This is a genomic window from Nocardia sp. CA-129566 (genome assembly GCF_050956075.1).
Classification (GTDB): Bacteria; Actinomycetota; Actinomycetes; order Mycobacteriales; family Mycobacteriaceae; genus Nocardia.
This window is the reverse complement of record NZ_CP192085.1, coordinates 1,403,445-1,421,333: the sequence shown is the minus strand read 5'-3', so window position 1 is coordinate 1,421,333 and position 17,889 is coordinate 1,403,445. Positions and strand designations below refer to the sequence as shown.

The window sequence follows — 17,889 nt, the reverse complement described above, 5'->3', positions numbered from 1 at the left end:
GGTGGTCGCACACGCCGCAGTCGACCGCCCTAATCACTACGCTCGGCGAGCTGCTGGAGCGGGCAGCGCAGCAAGTTATCTGGACGCGGTAGTAGGGCCCGCGATTGAGGGGCCAGACAATTCGGCTCGATGCGACCTCGGGTCGACGGTTGGATGCGGAGCACACTGAATCGGGTGCACTCCTCGGTGTTTCGCGGCCCCCGGAATATCTGCGAGGATGAGCGGTCGGTTGGAGGGCAAGCCTCTTTCGGCTAAGGGCCAACCCCGACCGAGGGCAGGCGCCGTCGGCCAGTGCGTAGGCGCCTTCGCCTACAAATCAGGCGCCATCGGCCAGTTCGAGCCAGCGCTCCTCGGCGGTTTCCTTTTCGGCCAGTACCTGTTTCAGCTCGGCGCCGAGGGTGATGAGTTTTTCCGGGTCGGTGGCGGCGTCGGCCAAGGCGGTGTGCAGGCGCTGCTCGCGTTCGGTGAGTTTATCGATGGCGCGTTCCAGTTTGGCCAGTTCCTTGCGGGCGGCGCGGTAGGCGGCGGAATCGGTGGCCTGGGTTTCGGCGGGCTTGATGTCGGTGCCGGAACGTGTTGTGGCAGAACCCGATACGGCGCGCTTTTTCAGGTATTCGTCGATGCCACCGGGCAGGTTGGTGAGTTTGCCGTCGCCGAACAGGGCCCAGGTGGAGTCGCAGATGCGCTCGATCAGGTAGCGGTCGTGACTGATCACGACCAGGGTGCCCGCCCAGTTGTCGAGCAGGTCCTCGAGCTGTTGCAGGGTGTCGATATCCAGGTCATTGGTCGGCTCGTCGAGGAGCAGCACATTCGGCTCGGCCATCAGGATGCGGGTCAGCTGCAGCCTGCGCCGTTCACCGCCGGATAGGTCGCCGACCGGGGTGCGCTGGCGGGCGGGGGTGAAGCCGAGCCGCTCGGCCAGCTGCCCAGCGGAGATTTCCTTGTCGCCCAGCATGATTCGCTGCGCGATCTGCTGGACGGCCTCCAGCACCCGCAGGTCGGTCGGCAGATCGTCGAGTTCTTGACGCAGCCAGCCGATCTGGACCGTCTGCCCCTGAATGCGTTTGCCCGCAGCGGGTTCGATCGCGCCGGCCAAGGTGCGCAGCAGAGTCGTCTTGCCGGAGCCGTTCACCCCGACCAGGCCGACCCGCTCGCCCGGCGCGAGCCGCCAGGTCAAGTCGCGCACCAACTCTCGGCCGTCCGGTGTGGCGAGGGTGGTGTCCTCGAGCTCGATGACGACGCGGCCCAGGCGCTTTCGCGCGAACGCGGCGAGGGAGACGCTATCGCGCGGCGGCGGCACATCGGCGATCAATGCCTCGGCCGCCTCCACTCGATACCGCGGCTTGGAGGTGCGCGCCTTCGCACCGCGCCGCAGCCAGGCCAGCTCTTTGCGCGCCAGGTTCGCGCGCCGGGCCTCAGCGGCGTCGGCCTGCCTGGCCCGCTCGGCGCGCGCGAAAATCCAATCGCCGTAACCGCCCTCATAGCTCTCGACCCTGCCGCCGACAACCTCCCAGGTATCGGTGGCCACGGTGTCGAGGAACCAGCGATCGTGGGTCACGACCACCAGCGCGCTGCGGCGGTTGAGCAGATGTTCGGCCAGCCACTGCACACCCTCGACATCGAGGTGGTTGGTCGGCTCGTCGAGAACGAGCAGATCGAGTTCACGCACCAGCGCGGCGGCCAGCGCGACGCGGCGGCGCTCGCCACCGGACAGATTGTCGACCGACGTGTCCAGGCCGAGGCCCTCGATTCCGATACCCGCCAAGACCGAACGGATGCGCGGATTCGCAGCCCACTCGTGTTCGGCGACTTCGTCGGTCATCGCGTCATCGGCGAGTCCGGCCAGCACCACGGATCCGACGGTCGCGCCCGGGGGCAGCACACCGCGCTGGGTGACCACCGCTATCCGCAGCCCGCCGACCCGGCTCACCCGGCCGCTGTCGGGCGGTTCCAGACCGGTCAGCACCTCCAACAGGGTGGTCTTACCGCCGCCATTGAGGCCGACGACACCGATCCGCTCGCCCGCGTGGATACCGAGCGACACATTGTCCAGGAGCGGTTTGATACCGAAACTCTTGGAGACCTGCTCGAGATTGATCAGGTTGGACATGGATCCCGCTAGCCCGCCTCTCCGCGCATTTTTCCCGTCGAGAGAGCCTACTCACCTTCCCTCGCGGGCCGACGCTCGCGGTCCGGGCCCGGTTTTGGACGGACCAACGAGTTACCCATGTCCTTGCGAAATCAGTGGTCACCTACCCAGATCCGCCACTGCTTGCGCAACGAACGACGTTCGTTTACAGTTGGCTTCAGCGAACAGCGTTCGTTACGAACAACGTTAGCCATGGCGCTTCCGGAGCACAGCCGCAGAATGGGAGCCCCACCTCATATCGAGGTGCAAGGGGCGGCACGGATCAACTACCCCTTACCTGGAGGTTTCTCATGCACATCGGTCTCGGCCTGCCCATTTCCGATCCCGCCGCACTGCTCGACTGGGCCCGCCGCGCCGATGCGGGCCCGTTTTCCACCCTCGGCCTGCTCGACCGGCTCGTCTATGACAATCCCGAACCGCTGATCGCGCTCGGCATGATCGCAGGCGCCACCGACCGCATCAAGGTGCAGACCGAGGTGCTCATCGCACCGCTGCGCGAGCCGACGCTGCTCGCCAAACAGGCCGCCACCCTCGACCGAATGTCCGGCGGCCGCTTTGTACTCGGCCTGGGCGTCGGCGGTCGCGCGGACGATCACATCGCCTCCGGCACCGACCTGCGTACCCGCGGTCGCCGCCTGGACGAACAAATGGCGATCATGCGCCGCCTGTGGTCCGGCCAGCCGCACAGCGCCGACTGCGGACCGATCGGTCCCGCGCCGCTGCGTCCCGAAGGCCCCGAGGTTCTCTTCGGCGGCTTCCAGCCCGCCGCCATCGATCGCGTCGGACGTTGGGGTGGTGGATTTCTCGCCGCCGCCGCACCTTCCTGGGCCGGTGGTCTCTTCGACGCCGCCCGTAGCTCATGGAAGGAATACGGCCGCGACGGCGAACCGCGTATCGTCGCCCAGGTCAATGTCGCACTCGGTGCGCCCGACCTGATCGAAGACGCCCGCACCTCGATGGGCAACTACTACGAATTCAGCGGTCGCGCCGATTACATGCTCGCGGGCATGCTCACCACACCCGACGAGATCCGCACGGCCATCAGCCAATTCGAAGATCTCGGCGCGGACGAGGTCATGCTCTACTGCTACGGCCGCGACGCAGACCAGGTCGACCGGCTCGCCGACGTCATCACATAACCCGCGCCAGCCCACCCGAGCGTGCACTCTTCGTCCGAGTTCGGCGAAATCGCCGGGTTCAGCGGGAAGCGCACGCTCCTTCCACGGACATCAGCGCTTCCCAGGCGTGTCACTGCTGATTACTCGCGCACCGGGCACCGGTCCACTGGCGGTGCGCACGCTGCGGCATACACCCGCACCGGCGAGTTCGGCCGCGACCGCGACGGCGCCATCCTCGCTGTCACACAGGAACGCACAGGTCGGACCGGAGCCGGAGACCAACCCGGCAAGCGCACCCGCACCGACGCCAGCACGCAATGTCCTGCGCAGCTCCGGCCGCAACGAGAGGGCCGCCGCCTGCAGGTCGTTACCCAGCAGGGGCGCAAGCTGTTTCGGATCCCCGGAGGCCAGGGCCTGCATCAAGGCCTGCGGCTCGCCGAGCCGAGGCGGGTTGCCGTTCTCCCGTAGTCGGTCGAGTTCGGCGAAGACGGCGGGTGTGGACAATCCGCCCTTGGCCAGCGCGAGCACCCAGTGAAAAGTGTTGCGGGACAATACCGGAAGTAGTCGTTCACCACGGCCGGTGCCGAGCGCCGTGCCGCCGTGCAGCGCGAACGGCACATCACTGCCGAGTTCGCCGGCGACGGCGAACAATTCGTCGCGAGTCATTCCGACGTCCCACAGCTCGTTCAGGCCGATGAGCGCGGCCGCGGCGTCCGCGCTGCCGCCCGCCATCCCACCGGCGACCGGAATGCCCTTGTTGATGGCGATTTCCACCAGCGGCGCGCGTCCGGCCAGATGCGCGACGCGCACCGCGGCCTTCCAGACCAGATTGGTGCGATCGGTCGGGACATCGGCGGCACCCTCGCCGCTGACCCGCACCGACAGTGCGGCGGCGGGCGCGAGCTCCAGATCGTCGCTGAGCGAGAGCGCTTGGAACACCGTGGTCAGATCGTGATAGCCGTCCGCGCGCACGTCGCCGACGCCGAGATGCAGATTCACCTTCGACGGGGCGCGCACGATGACGGGACTTGGCACTACTGACAACACGGTGCTCAAGCCTATCGGGTGGGTCCGACAGGTGCTCAGCTCGAGATGAGACATTCACCGGCCATGTGTCGGACGGTTACAACAGCGCCCCGCCGGTGGCATCGATCCACTGTCCGGTAACCCAGCGCGAGTCGTCGGAGGCGAGAAAGGCCGTGATATCGGCGACGTCTTCGGCCTGGCCGACCCGGTTCAACGGCGACCATCCGGCGACCAATGCCTCGGTCTCGTCATTGCGCAGCCAGTTCGCGTTCATATCGGTATCGATCACGCCGGGCCCGATGGCATTCACGGTGATGCCGCGCGCGCCGAGTTCCTTTGCCAGCGTTTGGGTGAACGTGTCGATGGCGCCCTTGGTCATCGTGTAGGCGATCAGCTGCGGCATTCGCGCCCCGTGCGTGAGGCCGGTGGAGATATTGATGATGCGCCCGCCGCTGCGCAGTCGGTCCAGCCCCAGCCTGGTAACGAAGAACGGCGCCTTCGCATTGACGGCGAAGAGCCGGTCGAAGGCCGCCTCATCGGTACCGCCGATCGGTTCGCGGATGCCGTCGATGCCCGCGTTGTTGACGATGATGTCCACACCGTCGGCATGTGCGTCGAATGCGGACCACAGTGCCGCGGCATCACCGGGCACGCCGAGTTCGGCCCGGATCGCGAATGCCGAACCGCCCGCCGCCTCGATGGCGGCGACGGTCTCCTTCGCCGCCTGCTCATTGCCGTTGTAGTGCACGGCGACGCGCGCACCCTCTCGGCCCAGCCGTTGCGCAATGGCCCGACCGATACCGCGACTGCCACCGGTGACCAGTGCCGTCTTGCCGTCGAGCCGACCGGTTTGCAGCTGTGCACCCATCATCTGTCCTTTCTCTAGCGATCACTACAGAACGGACGTTAGCACATTATCTAGCGACCGCTATAGAATGGCCGGATGAGTGCACCGACCAGGGGACGCCCCCGCTCGTTCGACCGGGATGCCGCGCTGGAAAAGGCACTGCGACTGTTCTGGGCGCGCGGCTATGAGGCGACCTCGATCGGCGATCTGACCGCGGCGATGGGCATCGGAGCGCCGAGCCTCTACGCCGCATTCGGCGATAAGGCGACGCTGTTCGACGAGGTGGTACAGGTATTCGGCACGCGCTACGGCGCATTCATCCCGCGCGCCCTCGCCGAGGAGCCGACGGCCGAGGCCGCGGTGCGCCGCATGCTGCGCGAGGCGGCGACCGAGTACACCCGGGCCGATTGCCCGCACGGCTGCCTGGTGATGAGCGCGGGACTCAACACCACCAGCACCGAGATCGCCGAGATGCTGCGCACAATCCGCAATCGAAATATGGAGGGCTTCGCCACGCGCATCCAAGCCGATATCGATGCGGGCTTGCTGCCGCTGAAGGCCGATGCGGCCACGCTCGCACGCTATGTGGGCACGATTATGCAGGGCATGTCGCAGGCGGCCCGAGATGGCGCGAGTCCCGCCCAGTTGGAGCGGGTCGCCGAAATGGCCATGCACGGTTGGCCTTCCGACATTCCCGCGTGAACACGCCGTCGGTGGACCTGACGCGATCGACCGCTGTCGAGTCCGAATCGGCAGCGACCAGAGCCGCGGACACATCCGAAAACAACTGGACTACGGGAACTATCCGAACTTCCGGAACGACCAGTCGACAGATCGGGCGATCCACACTTGCGCCCGATACCCATGGGGGGTATGTTTCATTGTGCGTTGGGGATACCCCTGCACCGTATGATCGAATGCGAGCGAAGGAGTCGGACATGGCCACCAGTACCTACACCGTCACGGGGATGACCTGCGGACACTGCGTCAACTCGGTCAAGACGGAGATCGGCAAGATCGATGGCGTGACCAGCGTGGATGTCGACCTCGCCACGGGCGCCGTCCGGGTGGACAGCGCCGCACCGCTCGCCGATGCCGATATCGTCGCCGCCGTGGACGAGGCGGGGTACGAGGTCGCCGTCTGATGCAGGACCGGCTGAAGTTCGCCGCGGTCGGTGGCGGACTGGTCGCGTTGTTCGGTGTCGCACTCGGAATCGGCGCCCTGGTGGGCGAGCCGACCGGGTCGGCGCCGGACCACGGCGCGATGGCGCACACCGAACAGGACACCGGGCTGTCGGATTCACGATCCGGCTACACCCTGGCCGACCTCACCGCGCCCGCGGAGCCGAATCAAGCCGGGGCCCTGCGTTTTCGGATCACCGGACCGGACGCGACGCCGGTCACTCGATTCACCACACAGCACGATAAGAAGTTGCACCTGATCGTGGTCCGGTCGGACACCACCGGATACCGGCATGTGCATCCGACCATGGACGACACGGGCACCTGGTCGATCGATTGGACCTGGGCGGCGCCCGGCTCCTATCGCGTCTTCGCCGATTTCGTCCCGGAACAAGGTCCGGGCGATCTGGTCCTGAGCCGCACCGTCACGGTCGCGGGAACGGCTACGACACAACCGCTTCCGTCCGAATCGCGGTCGGCCACGGTGGACGGCTACCAGTGGCGCATGACCGGCGATCTGATCACCGCGGGCAGCGAACTGCGTTTCACCGTGACGCGCGACGGCGCACCGGTGACCGATCTCGAACCGTACCTCGGCGCGTACGCGCATCTGGTCGCATTGCGCGCCAACGACCTCGCCTACCTGCACGTCCATCCGCAAGGCGAAATCGGCCGCACGCCAGCCGGTCCGCAGGTCACCTTCCATGCACAGGCCCCGAGTGCGGGCGCATATCGGCTGTATCTAGACTTCTCCCACGGCGGTTTCGTGCACACCGCGCAATTCACTGTGCGCGCCGAATCATCCACAGCACCATCCACATCCAATGGCGCACATCACTCGGATGCCGGTCACCCCTGACCGCAGCCGCCGATCGGCCTCGATCGAGCCGACAATCGGTGCGTTGACCTGCGCAATCCGTGCAATGCGTGCCGTGCGGCGGCCCAGCCGAATTCGATGGGTCACGGCGCCTGCCACATTCGTCTCGGCAAAGACAAAAGTTTGCTATCCACAATCCGTTTCGACACGGCAGCTGATTCTGCAGGTAGCGGCATTGACGACGCCGTGCACCCTCTCGCCACACCAGCAATAGAAACCGACCAGTCCGCCCATCACGATTCACGAGCGGCATCCGATCAGCCGAACGCACTGCCCGAGACGGGGTTACGCTTGGGCGGCGAGGCGGACGAAGGCTGCGGTGTCGAGGGTTTCGCCGCGGGCGGTCGGGGGGATTCCGGCGGCCAGCAGGCGGCGTTCGGCCTCGGCCGGTGAGCCTGCCCAGGTGCCGAGTGCAGCGCGTAGGGTCTTGCGGCGTTGGGCGAAGGCGGCGTCGATGACCTCGAACACCCGGCGGCGATGCGCTTCGTCCATCGGCCACGGCGGTTCGGCGTAGCGCTCGATGCGGACCAGACCGGATTCGACGCGCGGCACCGGCCAGAAGACCTGGGTGCCGACCGCACCCGCGCGGCGCACGGTGCCGAAGAAGCCCGCCTTGACGCTGGGGACGCCGTAGATGCGGCCGCCCGGCTCGGCGGCGAGGCGATCGGCCACCTCCGCCTGCACCATCACCAATGAGGTTGTGATGCTGGGCAATTCGGCCAGCAGATGCAGCAGCACCGGCACGGCCACGTTATACGGCAGGTTCGCAACCAACGCGGACGGTGAAACCGGCAGGTCCCGCGCGCGCACCCGCAGCGCATCGGCCTCGACCACGGTCAGCTGCCCGGTCAATTCCGGCGCACGGTCCGCGACAGTCATCGGAAGATGCCGCGCGAGAACCGGATCGATCTCGACCGCGACGACCGACTCCACCACATCGAGCAGCGCCAATGTCAACGAGCCGAGCCCGGGCCCGACCTCGAGCACCGTATCCCCGCGCCCGACCCCCGCGGCCGCGACGATGCGCCGCACCGTATTGGCATCGTGCACGAAGTTCTGCCCGAGCTGCTTGGTCGGGCGCACGCCGAGCCGTTCCGCCAGTGCCCGCACCTCGGCGGGCCCGAGTAGGGCAGCGCTCCCACGAGCGGAAATATCGGGTTCGGACACGTCCGACAACGTATCAACCCGTTGCGAGCGGGACTCAGCCGATGCCGAGGCGGCTGGTGCAGGCGGGCCAAGCGCCCCAGCCCTGGCGGGCGCGGGTGACTTCGGCGATGGCGATCTGCTCTTCGCGGGTGGCGAGGTCGGCGCGGGGGGCGTATTTCAGTCCGCCCTGACGCTCCCAGGTGCCCTGGTCGAATTGGATGCCGCCAAAGTAGCCGTTGCCGGTATTGATGGCCCAGTTGCCGGTGGATTCGCAGCGGGCCAGCGCATCCCAGATCGCGCCGTCGCGCACGGCCGGTACCTCGGTGCCGGGCTTGGCGCCCTTGCGGACGGTCTTGGGTTGAGCAGTCACCGTGACATTGGTGGAGACCGGCTGCCTGCTCACCTCTTGGCCGTTGACCATGGTGACCGCGAAGGTGACGTCCTGCACCCCGGGCTCGCCCAGACTCTCCACCACCGACCGGCTCATATTCATGGTCGGATCCTCGATCACATTCTCCGGCGGATCCAGCGGCATCGTCTCGACCTTGTTCTCGATGCGCTTACGGGTCACCACGATGCGCAGACCGTCGGTGAGCGGGGTGGTCGGCGCGGGCTCGACACTGTCCTGCTGGATCAGCGGAATGCCCGCGACGGCAAGGAAGTCACCGACGGTCGGCGCAGCCAGTCGGACGTCGAGGTAATTGCCGATGCCGTCGAGCAGCGATACCGAGCGCGGGCTGGCGACCTGCAATGCCGCGCCCTCCAGCGGCAGCCGCTCGGTGCGCGCCGGGGAAACGTACACCTCGCGCGGCAGGTGCAGCTGATCGACCACATCGCCCGCGGTCAGCCCGGTGGACCACACCTTCTCGACCTTGCCGTCCAGCGACAGCGCGACCTCCCGGGCCCGGTTCAAGGTGATGGTGGCGCCATCGGTAATCGCCGCGGCCAGCGCGGGCCGGACCAGGTCGCGATCGTTCACATCGAACCCCGCGGCCTTCAACACTCCGCCGACATTGGGCGACATGGTGGTCTGTGTCATCTGTTCGCCATCCACGACGACCGTGACCGTCTTGCGGTTCACGATCGCCATCGCGGCACCGACGATCAGTGTCACCAGCAGCGCCGCGACCGCCGCGTACAGCAGCGGCGAGCGGGACTGGTTGATCCTCGTGAATGGAGACATGGTCACAGTACGATAACGAACGGGTCAGGGGTCGACAACCGCAGACTTACGAGCGGCCGGTTTCAATATCACAAATCAATATCGACGCCGCAGGTAAATCACAAAACGCACCGAGCGAAGTGACCTAGAACACACACACCGATCCAGCCCCCTTGCACATTGGCGGAGGCTTTGTCGGAACAAGATCGCGGAAACGGCTACTCACGCGATGCCGCCATAACTCCCGTTCGACTTGGACAGAAATGCAAACGATTCAGATACCGTAAATGCGGCGGGCGTTCGCGGTGGTTATTTTCGCGAGCTCCACCGGGTCCTGTTCACGCAATTCCGCGAGGGCGCGCACGGTGTAGGGCAGGCAATACGGTTCATTGGGCGCACCGCGGAACGGATGCGGGGTCAGATACGGCGCATCGGTCTCCACCAGAATCTGGTCGTAGGGCACCACCTTGGCGGCCTCACGCAATTCATGGGCGTTCTTGAAACTCACCGTGCCGGAGAAGCTGAGGATGTAGCCCTCGGCCACGCACGACATCGCCATATTCGCGTCGGAGGAAAAGCAATGGAAGATCACGGTTTCCGGCGCGCCCTCGTCCAGCAGTACCGTCAGCAGATCGTGGTCGGCCTCGCGGTTGTGGATCATCAGCGGTTTGCGCAGGCGTTTGGCCAGGTCGATATGCCAGCGGAAGCCCTCGACCTGATCCTCGATATCGGCGCAGCCCTCGAGCTTGCCCGGCCAGTAGTAGTCGAGTCCGGTCTCTCCGATCGCGACGACGCGCGGATCGGCGGCCAAGCGTTCCAGCTCGGCCTTGGTCGCGTCATCGAGCACATTCGCCCGCGTCGGATGCAGCGCGACCGCCGCGAAGACCCGGCGGTCCCAGTTCGCGGCCTGTACGGCCCACTGCGCGGCGGCCAGATCGTCGGCGACGGTGACCACCTGGCCGACACCGACCGCGGCCGCACGGTCCACGACCACGGCCGTCGACTCCGCATCGGTCGCCCCGCAGGCATCCAGATGCGTGTGCGCGTCCACCAGCGGCGCGAGCGGTTCCGGCAATTCCGGCGCTGCCCGCTTGGCGTTCATCGGCAGGCTCCGGCACGGCAGTACACCGACACCTGGCGGCGGTCATCGTCTCCGGGGATATTCACGTGAGCGGCGGAATCCACGCGCACTACAGTAGATGCACCATGAGCGAGCGAAGCGAGCGATCAATCAACACAGCCGCCAGTGCGGTCATGCCGAAGCCGAGCGTCAGCGAGGCGCAGGCATGAGCGCAGCTGACCGCCCCGCCTTCTACATCACCACGGCCATCGCCTACCCGAACGGTGCGCCGCATATCGGGCACGCGTACGAGTACATCTCGTCCGACGCCCTCGCCCGCTTCAAGCGGCTCGACGGATATGACGTCTTCTTCATGACCGGTACCGATGAGCACGGGCAGAAGATGCAGCAGACCGCGGTCGCCGAGGGCGTGCCGGTGGAGGAACTCGCCGCGCGCAACTCCGACGTGTTCGAGGCGATGGACAAGACACTCGATGTGTCCTTCGACCGCTTCATCCGCACCACCGACGACGATCACCAGGTGGCCAGCGTCGCGATCTGGGAGCGGATGCTCGCCAACGGCGATATCTACCTGGACAACTACTCGGGTTGGTATTCGGTGCGCGACGAGGCGTTCTATACCGAGGAAGAGACGACGCTGCTCGAGGACGGCACCCGGATCTCGACCGAGTCGAAGACGCCGGTCACCTGGACCGAGGAGTCGAACTACTTCTTCCGCCTGTCGAACTACCAGGACAAGCTGCTCGCGCTCTACGACGAACATCCCGAATTCATCGCGCCCACAACGGCTCGCAACGAGATGGTGAGCTATGTGAAGGCGGGTCTGAAGGACCTGTCCATCTCGCGCACCACCTTCGACTGGGGCGTGCCGGTGCCCGGCCATCCCGATCACGTGATGTACGTATGGGTGGACGCGCTCACCAACTACATCACCGGCGTCGGCTTCCCGGATACCGAAGCGGCTGCGTTCCAGAAGTTCTGGCCCGCCGACGTGCACATCATCGGCAAGGACATCACCCGGTTCCACACCGTGTACTGGCCCGCGTTCCTGATGTCGGCCGGGATCGAGTTGCCGAAACGCGTTTTCGTGCACGGGTTCCTGTACAACAAGGGCGAGAAGATGTCCAAGTCGGTCGGCAATGTGGTCGACCCGCTCGCGCTCGTCGACGAATACGGCGTCGACGCGCTGCGCTTCTTCCTGCTGCGCGAGATCTCCTACGGTCAGGACGGCAGCTACAGCCACGAGGCGATCGTCGGGCGGATCAACACCGATCTGGCCAATGAATTCGGAAATCTGGTGCAGCGCAGCCTGAAGCTGGTCGCACGCGACTGCGGCGGCGTGGTGCCGACGCCGGGTGAATTCACCGACGCCGACCGTGCCCTGCTCGACCGCGCGAACGAGCTGTTGGAACGCTGCCGCACCGAATTCGACAGCCAGCAAATGCATCTGGCGCTGGAGGCGATCTGGCTGACCCTCGGCGAGGCGAACAAATACTTCTCCGCCGAGGCCCCGTGGGCGCTGGCCAAGACCGGCACCGAGGAATCGCTGGCCCGCGAGGCCACGGTGCTGTACGTGACCATCGAACTGCTGCGCATCGTGGCCATCCTGGTTCAGCCGGTCATGCCCGAATCCGCGGGCAAGATCCTCGATCTGCTCACCACGCCGAACCGGACGTTCGCCGATATCGCGACGCCGCTGGTCCCCGGCACCCCGCTGCCGGAACCGGTGGCGGTCTACCCGCGGTACGTCGAACCGAAGTAACCCCGCCCGAGCACGACAGAGCCCCCGAACTTCGGCAGAAGATCGGGGGCTCTTCGCATTCGCCTACTTCCAGCGATCGAGCAGGCGGTTGATCTCGGTGGTCAGCGCCCACTGGAGCAGGGGCCCGAAGCTGATTCGGCCGACGCCCTGATCGGCGAACACGGCCCGATCGGATTCGCCGGGCACCCCGACCATGCTGATCGGCCGCGGCAGTTCACCGGTCAGCCGCCGGATATCGGCATCGGCGCGCACACCCGCCGGGAACAGCGAGTCCGCGCCCGCCTCGGCGGCCAGCCGCAGCCGCGCGATGGCCCGGTCGACGCGGTCGCTGTCGGCACCGTCCTGGCGCATGAACAGGTCGGTGCGGGCATTGATGACCACGTGCACACCCGCGGCATCGGCGAACTGCCGCAACCCGTGTACCAGATCGGCATGCTCCTCGGGGGTGCGCAGCCGACCGCCCTCACTGTGCACCGTGTCCTCGATATTGAGACCGATCGCGCCCGCCTCCAGCAGACCCTCGATCAACTGCGCGGGCTCGAGCCCGTAACCGGATTCGATATCGACCGAGACCGGAACTTCGACGGCATCGGTGATCTGCCGGACCCGGGTCAGCAGCTCCGCGAACGTCATACCTTCCTTATCGCTGCGCCCGATCGAATCGGCAACCGGATGACTCCCCAGGGTCAGCGCCGAAAATCCGGCCGACACAGCAACATTCGCCGACCATGCGTCCCATACCGTCGGAAAGACGCCGGGATCGCCGGGGATGTGCAATTCGAGAAACGCCTTCGCCTTGCTTTCCAAAGAGGTCATGACACCGATCATCGTCTCGACGGTGATCGATGGCACTATGACACTCCCCATCCGGTCGCCCGGGAGTGTCGGCGATGACGCGTCGCGCTAGGAGCTGTCGCCGCCATTGCGGCGGGAAATCAGCACGGCGTCGTAGAGTTCGCGCCGCGAGACCCCGGTTTCCGCCGCCACCTGCGCGCAGGCGTCCTTGAGGCGAATGCCTTCGGCGGTCAGCGATTCGACCTCCTCGACCAGGTCGGCGGGATCGGCCTCGATCGGCCGCGCGCCTTCGAGGACGACGGTGATCTCGCCGCGCGCCCCGTCGACCGCCCAGGCGGCGAGTTCACCGAGGGTGCCGCGGACGACCTCCTCGTAGGTCTTGGTGAGTTCCCGGCAGACGGCGGCGCGCCGGTCCGGGCCGAGCACCTCGACCGCATCGGCCAGGCACTCGGCCAGCCGGTGCGGCGCCTCGAAGAATACGCAGGCCCGCGGCTCGGTGCGCAAGGTGCGCAACCACTCCCGGCGCTGGCCGGATTTGCGTGGCGCGAATCCGTCGAAGCAGAAGCGCTCCACCGGAAGCGCGGACAGTGCCAGTGCGGTGGTCACCGCCGATGGGCCCGGCAAGCAGGTGACCGGGAGCGCCCGCTGCACACAGGCGACCACCATGCGATAGCCCGGATCGCTCACCGACGGCATGCCGGCATCGGTCACCAACAGCACCGTGCGACCGCTGTCGATCTCATCGAGCAGCGCCGGAATCTTCGCGGCTTCCACATGATCGTCGAAACGCACCACTCGTCCGGTGATCTCCACCCCGAGCGCCTTGGCCAGGCTGCGGGTGCGCCGGGTGTCCTCGGCCGCGACGATATCGGCGGATCCCAGCGCATCGCGCAGCCGCTGCGACGCATCGCCGATATCCCCCATCGGCGTCGCCGCGAGTACCAACCGACCCGCAGTCACCTCGGTCCTCCGCGTCCCCGGGTCTTCGCTGCCTTCACCGGTCGAGATTCTGTCATCATGCGAAAACCGATCCCGTCTCGGGTAATCACAACCGATGCCGACACGCAGGCGGACGCGCCGCGGCGTGATCTGCGGGTGGTGCTCGCGCAACCCCCTCGACCGCGGCTGGGAGTGTGATTCGGGTGGCGGCGCGCAAACCGGTGCGGGTCTCGATGGCGCGCACAGCATACGATCGGGGCGTGACCCAGGTGACCGACCAGCGCGCGACCGTAGCCAAGGCCGTGCCCTCTTGGTCGAGCCCCGCGCCACTGCGGCCATCGCCCGATTTCGGGCCGCTCGACACGCTGCAGGGGTGGGTGGTCACCGCGGTCCTCACCGTGATCGCGGCGCTGACCCGGTTCATCATGCTGGACTATCCGACCGACGCGTACACGCCGGTCTTCGACGAGAAGCACTACGCGCCGCAGGCCTGGCAGATCCTCACCGGCGGCGGTATCGAGGACAATCCCGCGTACGGGCTGGTGGTGCATCCCCCGATCGGCAAACAGCTGATCGCGATCGGCGAGTGGATGTTCGGCTACAACGGCTGGGGCTGGCGGTTCAGCGCGGCGCTGGCGGGCACGGTGCTGGTGCTGCTGGTCATCCGGATCGTGCGACGGATGGCGCGTTCCACCATGATCGGCGCGATCGCGGGAATTCTGCTGATCGCCGACGGACTCACCTTCGTCTCCTCGCGCATCGGCATGCTCGACATCTTCATGGCGGTACTGGTCACCGCCGCATTCGGCTGCCTCATCGTGGACCGCGACGAGGTCAGGGCCCGAATCGCCCTGGCGGACTACCAGGGTCGCATCGACGCGAGCGAATGGGGTCCGCGACTGGGGGTGCGCTGGTGGCGCTTCGGCGCGGGAGTGCTGCTCGGACTCTCCTGCGGCACAAAGTGGTCCGGCATGTACTTCATCCTCGCGTTCGGCATCATGAGCGTCTGCTTCGACGCGTCGGCGCGGCGCACCTACGGTGTGCGCCGCCCGTGGATCGGCACCGCGGTGCGCGATGTCGGGCCCGCGCTGTACGCGCTCGTTCTGATCCCGCTCGGGGTGTATCTGGCCAGTTACTGGGCCTGGTTCGCCAGTGAGGACGGGGTGTTCCGCTACGCGGTCGGCAATCAGGTCGGTCGCGACGGACCGTGGTCGTTCCTCCCGAACGCCCTGCGCTCGCTGTGGTACTACAGCGGCGAGACGCTGCGCTTCCATGAGGGCCTGACCAATTCCGCGGGCAACCATCATCCCTGGGAATCCAAGCCGTGGACCTGGCCGATGGGGCTGCGGCCGATGCTCTACTACTACGCCGACAACGGTGTCACCGGCTGCGGCCAAACCCAGTGCGTGAAGGCCGTCATGCTGATCGGCACCCCGGCGATCTGGTGGATCGCATTCCCGGTGCTGGCCTGGATGCTGTGGCGCGGTGTGGTCCGCCGGGACTGGCGCTACGCCGCGATCCTCACCGGCTACGGCGCCGGACTGGTGCCCTGGTTCTTCACCCTCGACCGGCAGATGTACTACTTCTACGCCGTGCCGCTGGCCCCGTTCCTGGTGATGGGGATCGCGCTGGTCTGCGGCGATATTCTCGGCCCCGCCCGCTCGACGCCGATACCGCGAAGTCCCGCGGGCACCTATCTGCCCGCGGTACCGAGCGAGCGGCGCAGCCTCGGGCTCCTCGCGGTCTGCATCTATCTGGGGCTCGTGATCGCCAACTTCATCTGGCTCTGGCCGATCCTGACCGCGCTTCCGATCACCCCGGGCAACTGGCACGACCATCTCTGGCTGCCCAGCTGGCGCTGAGGCTGCCGTCTCGACCGACGACGGGCCCCGCAGGTAGGGCTAACCCCAATGCCGCTCACATAGGCCGGTTGGGCTGTCGTCAACCGCTGTTGATCGTGATGTTGATCGTGATCTTGTAGCTGTTTCGGTCGATGTTGCCTTTGGCGCGGTGTTTGGAGATTGCGCGTTTGACGATGCGGGGGCATGTTCGCTGGCGGCGGGCGGGCAGGAGGTGGTCGAGCACAGCGTGGCCGATCGTGCCGATGAGGTCGATGGTGGTGCCTGCGATGATTCCGGCTGCGAGTATGAGCTGGTCGCGGGCGGTGTTGAGAGCGATGCTGAAGCTGGCTCGGTCGGGTGTGGTGCCGGTGGTGACGGTGGCATCGGTGATGGCGATGCGCAGGGCTTGGTAGGTGATGAGCAGGGCGTAGATCTCTTGGGCGATGCCGTCGGGAGTGCGGGCTCGCAGTACTCGTCCACCGAGGATGGTGGATTTCAGTTCCAGGTAGGAGGTTTCGATCTCCCATCGCTGGTGATACAAAGACACCAATTCGGGTGCGGGGTAACGCTTGTGGTCGGTCAACGTGGTGATCAGCAGGTAGCGTTCTGTGCGGGCAGGGCCGCCGGATTGGTGGACGAGGATGGTCGCCGCGATCACGCGGACGGTGGTGGTGCCGATCCGCGTGAGCCACGAGTTGTCGCCGCAGCGGCCGGTCATGGGGAGTTTCCGGTTGTTGCGGCAGCGGAACAGCAGATCGGCTCCGGTGCCCGCGACGGCGCCGATGAGGTCCGCGGCGGCGAAGTTGCGGTCGGCCAGTAGCAGCATGTCGTTGCCCAGGCAGCCCAGCAGGGGTGGTGCGTAGGTGATCTCGCCGACGCTGGGCGTCCCGAACACGGCGTCGATCACGGTGCGGGTGCCGCAGGCGACCACGGCCAGCAGCCGCAGCATCGGATACCCGGACGGGCCGTTGCCGCCGCCGGCGTGACCGTAGGCGGCCACGTTGGCGGGGCTGTCGGGGGTGAACATCGAGGTGCCGTCGATCGCGCACACCAGCAGGCCCCGCCACCGGGCCGCACCCGCTGCGGGGCCCTTGATCAGGTCGAACAACGCACGCAGCGGTGCGATGCCGATCCGGCGGCGGGCTTGGGACAACGCCGAGGACACTGGATCGGCGACCGGCACACCGGCCAGGCCCGCGGTCATCCGCGCCCACACCTGCTCGTAGCCGAGCTCGGCGAACAACACTGCGGCCAGCAGCAGATACACCACCACCCGCGACGGCAGTGCCCGGACCCTGGCCTGCACCGCCCGGGTCGACTCCAGCACCGCGTCGACCATCTCGAACGGGATGATCCGGGTCAGTTCTCCCAGGTGACCGGGTGCGAAAGCCCCTGTGGCTACCACTGATTCACGTTTGATGACACACTGAGCAGACAGCGGAACTCCAGCTTGAAGGATTGTCTTGGCCGACGAACCTTCTCTACTAGAGTTCCGCTGTTTTCATCTCACGACACCCAGCACCGCAACCGAATTCGCAACCCCTGCTCACTCACCACCACGACTTGACAGCCAGGTCACCGGCCTATGTGAGCGGCATTGGGGCTAACCCTCCAGAGCCGACTTGACGTACCGCAGCGCCGCTTCGTCATCGAGGCCGAGTCGTCGAATGGTGGCGACGTAATCGGTCGCGGCACGGCCCGCCAGATCCTTGGTCGGATCACCCGAGGATGCGATGAAAGAGCCCTGCCTGCCGCGGGTTTCGACCACCCCGTCGGCCTCGAGTTCCCGATAGGCGCGCGCGACGGTATTCGGCGCGAGCCCGAGCTTGGCGGCGAGGGCGCGCACGGTCGGTATCTTCGTGCCCGCCGTCAACTCTCCCGAGCGCACCTGCGCGATGACACCGAGCCGCAGCTGCTCATAGGGCGGAATCGACGAATCATGGGTAACGGTCATGGTGAACATC

General features: G+C 66.6%; 16 protein-coding genes. 6 read left to right on the top strand and 10 right to left on the bottom strand.

The window, feature by feature from the left end; translation table 11 throughout:
• Positions 1-316: 316 nt before the first annotated feature.
• Positions 317-2,110, bottom strand: coding sequence for an ABC-F family ATP-binding cassette domain-containing protein (locus ACQP0C_RS06470; protein ID WP_433731485.1), 1,794 nt, complete (start codon positions 2,108-2,110; stop codon positions 317-319).
• A gap of 329 nt (positions 2,111-2,439) precedes the next feature.
• Between ACQP0C_RS06470 and ACQP0C_RS06465 the strand changes: the two genes are divergently transcribed.
• A complete protein-coding gene (locus tag ACQP0C_RS06465) occupies positions 2,440-3,288 on the top strand; it encodes an LLM class flavin-dependent oxidoreductase (RefSeq protein ID WP_433731482.1) in 849 nt (282 codons plus the stop codon).
• 90 nt (positions 3,289-3,378) lie between these two features.
• Here ACQP0C_RS06465 and ACQP0C_RS06460 read toward each other — a convergent pair whose 3' ends face one another.
• Both ACQP0C_RS06460 and ACQP0C_RS06455 read right to left on the bottom strand, forming a co-directional pair.
• Positions 3,379-4,314, bottom strand: coding sequence for a 4-(cytidine 5'-diphospho)-2-C-methyl-D-erythritol kinase (locus ACQP0C_RS06460; protein WP_433731480.1), 936 nt, complete (start codon positions 4,312-4,314; stop codon positions 3,379-3,381).
• 76 nt (positions 4,315-4,390) lie between these two features.
• On the bottom strand, positions 4,391-5,164 hold the full coding sequence (locus tag ACQP0C_RS06455; RefSeq protein WP_433731478.1) for an SDR family oxidoreductase: 774 nt from the start codon (positions 5,162-5,164) through the stop codon (positions 4,391-4,393).
• Between the two features lie 72 nt (positions 5,165-5,236).
• Here ACQP0C_RS06455 and ACQP0C_RS06450 point away from each other — a divergent pair, with 72 nt between their 5' ends.
• The 3 genes from ACQP0C_RS06450 (at position 5,237) to ACQP0C_RS06440 (ending at position 7,181) form a co-directional block, all read left to right on the top strand.
• The gene (locus ACQP0C_RS06450) at positions 5,237-5,842 is read left to right on the top strand and encodes a TetR/AcrR family transcriptional regulator (RefSeq protein ID WP_433731476.1); all 606 of its coding nucleotides are present in this window, start codon (positions 5,237-5,239) and stop codon (positions 5,840-5,842) included.
• Between the two features lie 236 nt (positions 5,843-6,078).
• Positions 6,079-6,285, top strand: coding sequence for a heavy-metal-associated domain-containing protein (locus ACQP0C_RS06445; RefSeq protein ID WP_433731474.1), 207 nt, complete (start codon positions 6,079-6,081; stop codon positions 6,283-6,285).
• Positions 6,285-7,181, top strand: a complete 897-nt coding sequence (locus tag ACQP0C_RS06440) for a hypothetical protein (protein WP_433731472.1) — start codon at positions 6,285-6,287, stop codon at positions 7,179-7,181. Before ACQP0C_RS06445 ends, ACQP0C_RS06440 begins: the two co-directional genes overlap by 1 nt.
• Positions 7,182-7,484: 303 nt before the next feature.
• On the opposite strand, the gene rsmA is transcribed toward ACQP0C_RS06440, so the two are convergent.
• The 3 genes from rsmA to ACQP0C_RS06425 form a co-directional block, all read right to left on the bottom strand.
• Positions 7,485-8,366, bottom strand: a complete 882-nt coding sequence (rsmA, locus tag ACQP0C_RS06435; RefSeq protein WP_433731470.1) for a 16S rRNA (adenine(1518)-N(6)/adenine(1519)-N(6))-dimethyltransferase RsmA — start codon at positions 8,364-8,366, stop codon at positions 7,485-7,487.
• Positions 8,367-8,400: 34 nt separating this feature from the next.
• On the bottom strand, positions 8,401-9,528 hold the full coding sequence (locus tag ACQP0C_RS06430; protein ID WP_433731468.1) for a transglycosylase family protein: 1,128 nt from the start codon (positions 9,526-9,528) through the stop codon (positions 8,401-8,403).
• Positions 9,529-9,781: 253 nt separating this feature from the next.
• On the bottom strand, positions 9,782-10,609 hold the full coding sequence (locus ACQP0C_RS06425; protein WP_433731466.1) for a TatD family hydrolase: 828 nt from the start codon (positions 10,607-10,609) through the stop codon (positions 9,782-9,784).
• Positions 10,610-10,793: 184 nt separating this feature from the next.
• Between ACQP0C_RS06425 and metG the strand changes: the two genes are divergently transcribed.
• Positions 10,794-12,350 (top strand): methionine--tRNA ligase, encoded by a 1,557-nt coding sequence (gene metG / locus ACQP0C_RS06420; protein ID WP_433731464.1) that lies wholly within the window; start codon positions 10,794-10,796, stop codon positions 12,348-12,350.
• Between the two features lie 63 nt (positions 12,351-12,413).
• Here the strand turns inward: metG and ACQP0C_RS06415 are convergent, their stop codons facing one another.
• Both ACQP0C_RS06415 and rsmI read right to left on the bottom strand, forming a co-directional pair.
• A complete protein-coding gene (locus tag ACQP0C_RS06415) occupies positions 12,414-13,166 on the bottom strand; it encodes an isocitrate lyase/PEP mutase family protein (protein WP_433731462.1) in 753 nt (250 codons plus the stop codon).
• 87 nt (positions 13,167-13,253) lie between these two features.
• The gene (rsmI, locus tag ACQP0C_RS06410) at positions 13,254-14,105 is read right to left on the bottom strand and encodes a 16S rRNA (cytidine(1402)-2'-O)-methyltransferase (RefSeq protein WP_433731460.1); all 852 of its coding nucleotides are present in this window, start codon (positions 14,103-14,105) and stop codon (positions 13,254-13,256) included.
• 239 nt (positions 14,106-14,344) lie between these two features.
• Between rsmI and ACQP0C_RS06405 the strand changes: the two genes are divergently transcribed.
• On the top strand, positions 14,345-15,946 hold the full coding sequence (locus tag ACQP0C_RS06405; protein WP_433731458.1) for a dolichyl-phosphate-mannose--protein mannosyltransferase: 1,602 nt from the start codon (positions 14,345-14,347) through the stop codon (positions 15,944-15,946).
• 79 nt (positions 15,947-16,025) lie between these two features.
• On the opposite strand, the gene ACQP0C_RS06400 is transcribed toward ACQP0C_RS06405, so the two are convergent.
• The gene (locus tag ACQP0C_RS06400) at positions 16,026-17,330 is read right to left on the bottom strand and encodes an IS4 family transposase (RefSeq protein ID WP_433725082.1); all 1,305 of its coding nucleotides are present in this window, start codon (positions 17,328-17,330) and stop codon (positions 16,026-16,028) included.
• A gap of 198 nt (positions 17,331-17,528) precedes the next feature.
• Positions 17,529-17,888: a GntR family transcriptional regulator gene (locus ACQP0C_RS06395; RefSeq protein ID WP_433731456.1), complete on the bottom strand. Its 360-nt coding sequence runs from the start codon at positions 17,886-17,888 to the stop codon at positions 17,529-17,531.
• Between the last annotated feature and the right edge of the window lies 1 nt (position 17,889).

Bases quoted from the DNA above. Each gene is read 5' to 3' on its own strand.
- ACQP0C_RS06470 (WP_433731485.1), bottom strand. From the start codon at position 2,110: ATGTCCAACCTGATCAATCTCGAGCAGGTCTCCAAGAGTTTCGGTATC.
- ACQP0C_RS06465 (WP_433731482.1), top strand. From the start codon at position 2,440: ATGCACATCGGTCTCGGCCTGCCCATTTCCGATCCCGCCGCACTGCTC.
- ACQP0C_RS06455 (WP_433731478.1), bottom strand. From the start codon at position 5,164: ATGATGGGTGCACAGCTGCAAACCGGTCGGCTCGACGGCAAGACGGCA.
- ACQP0C_RS06450 (WP_433731476.1), top strand. From the start codon at position 5,237: ATGAGTGCACCGACCAGGGGACGCCCCCGCTCGTTCGACCGGGATGCC.
- ACQP0C_RS06445 (WP_433731474.1), top strand. From the start codon at position 6,079: ATGGCCACCAGTACCTACACCGTCACGGGGATGACCTGCGGACACTGC.
- ACQP0C_RS06440 (WP_433731472.1), top strand. From the start codon at position 6,285: ATGCAGGACCGGCTGAAGTTCGCCGCGGTCGGTGGCGGACTGGTCGCG.
- ACQP0C_RS06430 (WP_433731468.1), bottom strand. From the start codon at position 9,528: ATGTCTCCATTCACGAGGATCAACCAGTCCCGCTCGCCGCTGCTGTAC.
- ACQP0C_RS06425 (WP_433731466.1), bottom strand. From the start codon at position 10,609: ATGAACGCCAAGCGGGCAGCGCCGGAATTGCCGGAACCGCTCGCGCCG.
- metG (WP_433731464.1), top strand. From the start codon at position 10,794: ATGAGCGCAGCTGACCGCCCCGCCTTCTACATCACCACGGCCATCGCC.
- ACQP0C_RS06415 (WP_433731462.1), bottom strand. From the start codon at position 13,166: ATGACCTCTTTGGAAAGCAAGGCGAAGGCGTTTCTCGAATTGCACATC.
- ACQP0C_RS06395 (WP_433731456.1), bottom strand. From the start codon at position 17,888: ATGTTCACCATGACCGTTACCCATGATTCGTCGATTCCGCCCTATGAG.